This is a genomic window from Halorubrum sp. AJ67, from assembly GCF_000513435.1.
The window spans coordinates 273,095-276,348 of sequence record NZ_CBVY010000003.1 but is presented as its reverse complement, the minus strand read 5'-3'; the positions used below and the strand labels follow the sequence as shown (position 1 = coordinate 276,348).

4 protein-coding genes and 1 pseudogene are annotated in these 3,254 nt (G+C 68.7%); 1 reads left to right on the top strand and 4 read right to left on the bottom strand.

All coding sequences use genetic code 11. The features are described 5' to 3' along the window. Positions 1-222 precede the first annotated feature (222 nt). Positions 223-1,092 carry an SMP-30/gluconolactonase/LRE family protein gene (locus BN903_RS04815; protein WP_048076625.1) on the top strand — a complete coding sequence of 290 codons (870 nt, stop codon included), beginning with the start codon at positions 223-225 and terminating at the stop codon, positions 1,090-1,092. Between the two features lie 54 nt (positions 1,093-1,146). On the opposite strand, the gene ftsY is transcribed toward BN903_RS04815, so the two are convergent. From ftsY to BN903_RS04795, 4 genes and pseudogenes are all read right to left on the bottom strand, one after another. Continuing rightward, complete coding sequence (gene ftsY / locus BN903_RS04810; RefSeq protein WP_048076624.1) at positions 1,147-2,247, bottom strand: signal recognition particle-docking protein FtsY; 1,101 nt, start codon at positions 2,245-2,247, stop codon at positions 1,147-1,149. A gap of 15 nt (positions 2,248-2,262) precedes the next feature. Beyond that, positions 2,263-2,718: a prefoldin subunit alpha gene (pfdA, locus tag BN903_RS04805; protein WP_048076623.1), complete on the bottom strand. Its 456-nt coding sequence runs from the start codon at positions 2,716-2,718 to the stop codon at positions 2,263-2,265. Then, positions 2,718-2,894 carry a 50S ribosomal protein L18Ae gene (gene rpl18a, locus BN903_RS04800; protein WP_006629917.1) on the bottom strand — a complete coding sequence of 59 codons (177 nt, stop codon included), beginning with the start codon at positions 2,892-2,894 and terminating at the stop codon, positions 2,718-2,720. Before rpl18a ends, pfdA begins: the two co-directional genes overlap by 1 nt. A 103-nt stretch (positions 2,895-2,997) precedes the next feature. Then, a pseudogene (locus tag BN903_RS04795) lies at positions 2,998-3,254 on the bottom strand (ABC transporter permease); the annotation flags it as partial.

Sequence of the window (3,254 nt, the reverse complement as noted above, 5' to 3'; positions counted from 1 at the left end):
GACGTCGTGGTCGGCGTCGCGCTCGGCGTCGGGTCGGTGTCCGCCGCGGTCCGGATCGTCGACCGCGCCGAGTCCGGATCGACTGCGGCTCACCCCGGCGGCGAACGCGGTGAACCCGCGGGACGGCCCGGCGACGACTGACGGGCGCGAAAACGGACCCCGCGAACGAGACCCGTCGAGTCAGCGGACACACTCAAGTGGCGACGTTCGGGATTACCCCGTATGGCTCGAACCGAACGCGTCGCGGACGCGCGGGCACACACCGGCGAGGGGCCGCTGTGGCACCCCGCGGAACGCCGACTCTACTGGGTCGACATCCCGGCGGGCGTGCTGTACCGGTACGACCCCGAGACGGGCGAGAACGCGGTCGCGTACGAGACGGACGGTGTCCCCATCGGGGGGTATACGATCGAGTCCGACGGGGCGCTGCTTCTGTTCACCCACGGAGCGGTCGAACGCTTCGTTCCGGGGGAATCCGACACAGAGACCGTCCTCACGGTCGACGCGGCGGGCCGGTTCAACGACGTGATCGCGGACCCCGAGGGGCGGGTGTTCGCCGGGACGATGCCGACCGAGGGCACGCTCGGCGACCTCTACCGGATCGACACGGACGGCTCGGCGCGCGTCGTCGTCGAGGGACTGGACATCCCGAACGGGATGGGCTTTTCCGGCGACGGCACGACGTTTTACCTCACCGAGTCGGAGGCGCGACGGATCGACGCGTTCGACTACGACTACGTCACCGGCGAGATAGCGAACCGCCGCGAATTCGTCGAGACACCGCCCGGAGACGGTGTTCCCGACGGTCTGACCGTCGACGCCGAGGACCACCTCTGGTCGGCTCGGTGGGACGGCGGGCGAGCCGTTCGCTACGACCCGAGTGGAAGGGCGGTGGCGGCGATCGGACTCCCGGCGCGGAAGGTCGCGTCCGTGACGTTCGCGGGTCCGTCGTGTGACGCGCTGTACCTCACGACCGCGCTCGCCGGCGGCGACAGGGAGCGCGAGGGCGACGGCGCGGGCGCGCTGTTCCGAGCGACCGGCCTACCTGCGAGCGGACGGGCCGAGTTTCGGTCCCGAATTGCGGTGGCGTAGCTACGAGCGTTCTCATCGAAACCGGGAGACGAGCGGCGCGTGCCGCCCAGGGAGTCACTCCTCGTCGAGCAGGCTCTCGACGAGCTCTTCGGGGTCGAACAGCGCGAGGTCGTCGTACCCCTGCCCGGTGCCGAGGAAAAGGATCGGCTTCCCGGTGACGTACGCGACCGAGATGGCTGCGCCGCCGGAGGAGTCGGCGTCCGCCTTCGTGAGAATTGCGCCGTCGATGGCGGCGGCGTCGTCGAACTCCTTCGCGCGGTTGACCGCGTCCTGCCCCGCGACTGCCTCGTCGACGAAGAGAGTCATGTCGGGGTCGACGACGCGGTCGATCTTCTCCAACTGGGCCATCAGGTCGTCGCTCGTGTGGAGCCGACCCGCGGTGTCGCCCAACACCACGTCGATGTCGTTCGCCTCGGCGTACTCGACGCCGTCGTAGATGACCGCCGCCGGGTCGCCGCCCTGGTCGTGGCTTATCAGGTCGCGGCCGAGCCGGTCGGCGTGCTCGCGGATCTGCTCGTTCGCGCCCGCGCGGTACGTGTCGCCGTTCGCGAGGACGGATGAGTAGCCGCGGTCGCCGAGCCACTCCGACAGCTTCGCGATGCTCGTCGTTTTCCCGACGCCGTTGACGCCGGTGAAGACGATGGTGACCGGCTTGTCGGCCTCGGCGATCCGCTCCTCGAAGTCGAACTGCCCGACCGCGATGACGTCGACGAGAGCGTCGTGAAGCGCCGCCTCGACGAGTTCGCCGGTCGTGTCGACCTGCTTGCGCGACTCGCCGAGCATGCTCTCGCGGACGGAATCGAGGATCTGCTCGGCGACGCTCATCTCCACGTCGCTTTCGAGCAGCGCCATCTCGAGGTTCCACAGCGGCTCCTCTAAGTCCTCCTCCTCGATGATGATCCGGCCGGTGGCGAACGCCTTGGCGCGCTGGAAGGTGCTCGGCTCGTCGTCCGACCCGGCCTCGTCGTCCGAGTCCGCTTCGGCACGGTCGGCAGCAGCGGCTTCAGGGGCGTCAGCCGCAGGTGCGCCGCTCTCGTCGGCCGCGTCGTTCTCGGCTGACGCGTCCGCCTCGGGAGGGGCTTCTTCCTCGGTCTCCGTCGACTCCTCGACGTCCTCTCGGAAGCCGGAGAGCTTGTCTTTCAGTCCGTCGAACACGGTCTGGGCCCTCGATTACTCTCCGTCTTCTTCCTGCGCCTGCATCTGCTGCATCTGCTGTTGTTGCATCTGCTGTTGCATCTGCTGGGCCTGCTGTTCGAGCTCGTCGCTCTCGGACTCCAGCTCGTCGACCTCCGCTTCCGTCTCCTCGATGCGCTCGTCGAGCGACTCCTGTTTGCTTCGGAGCACGTCGATGGCGTCGTCCTGCTCCTGCTCCGCGGAGTAGTTGCCGCCGAGCGAGACGATGACCTCGTCGATGTCCTGAACCTCGGCGCGGAGGTACGCGCCGCCGCCGAGCGGGACCTGAACGGCCGCGCCCGTGTCGAGCGTCTCGATGGCTTCGACCGCGTCGTCGATGTCGGCCTGCTCCTCGCGGAGGTCGGCGATCTCGGCTTCGAGCTCTTCGATCTCCTCGTCGAGCGCCTGCAGCTCCTGCGAGAGCTGCTGGAGCTGCTGTTGTCCGCCGCCCATCATGCCGCGGACACCTCCTCGATCTCGATCTGGGTGCGCTTGCGGTTGTGCTGGCTCCCGACGTTGGTGTAGATCCGCTCGCGGGCGAGATCCTCGTTTTCCGCCTCGACGTCCTTCGTGAACGGCTGGAAGCCGTCTCGGCTCTGGAACCGTCCACTCACCGTGTAGGTACTCATGTTCTTCGATCCGGCAGGCACAGGGAAGTATCTTCCTAAAAAGGGACACGCGCGGTGTCGCCCCGAACGAAACGGAGAGCGGCGGAAGAGGCGAGCGAGCGCGTCACCCCGAGAGGTCCGCGCGCCGGAACCGGACGACGGCGAGCACGACGAGGACGCCCGTCGCCGCGAGCAGCGTCGCCGCGCCCGTCAGGTCGTACTCGCCCAACACGAGGACCGCGGAGGGGTCGTAGTGCGCCGTCAGACTCGCGTCGCCGAGCGCCGCGAAGTCGGTGCTCGCGGCCACGGACTCGAACATGAACAGCCCGAACAGCGCGCCGAGCGCGACCCGCTGGGTGACGCCCGGCCGCGAGACGAGCG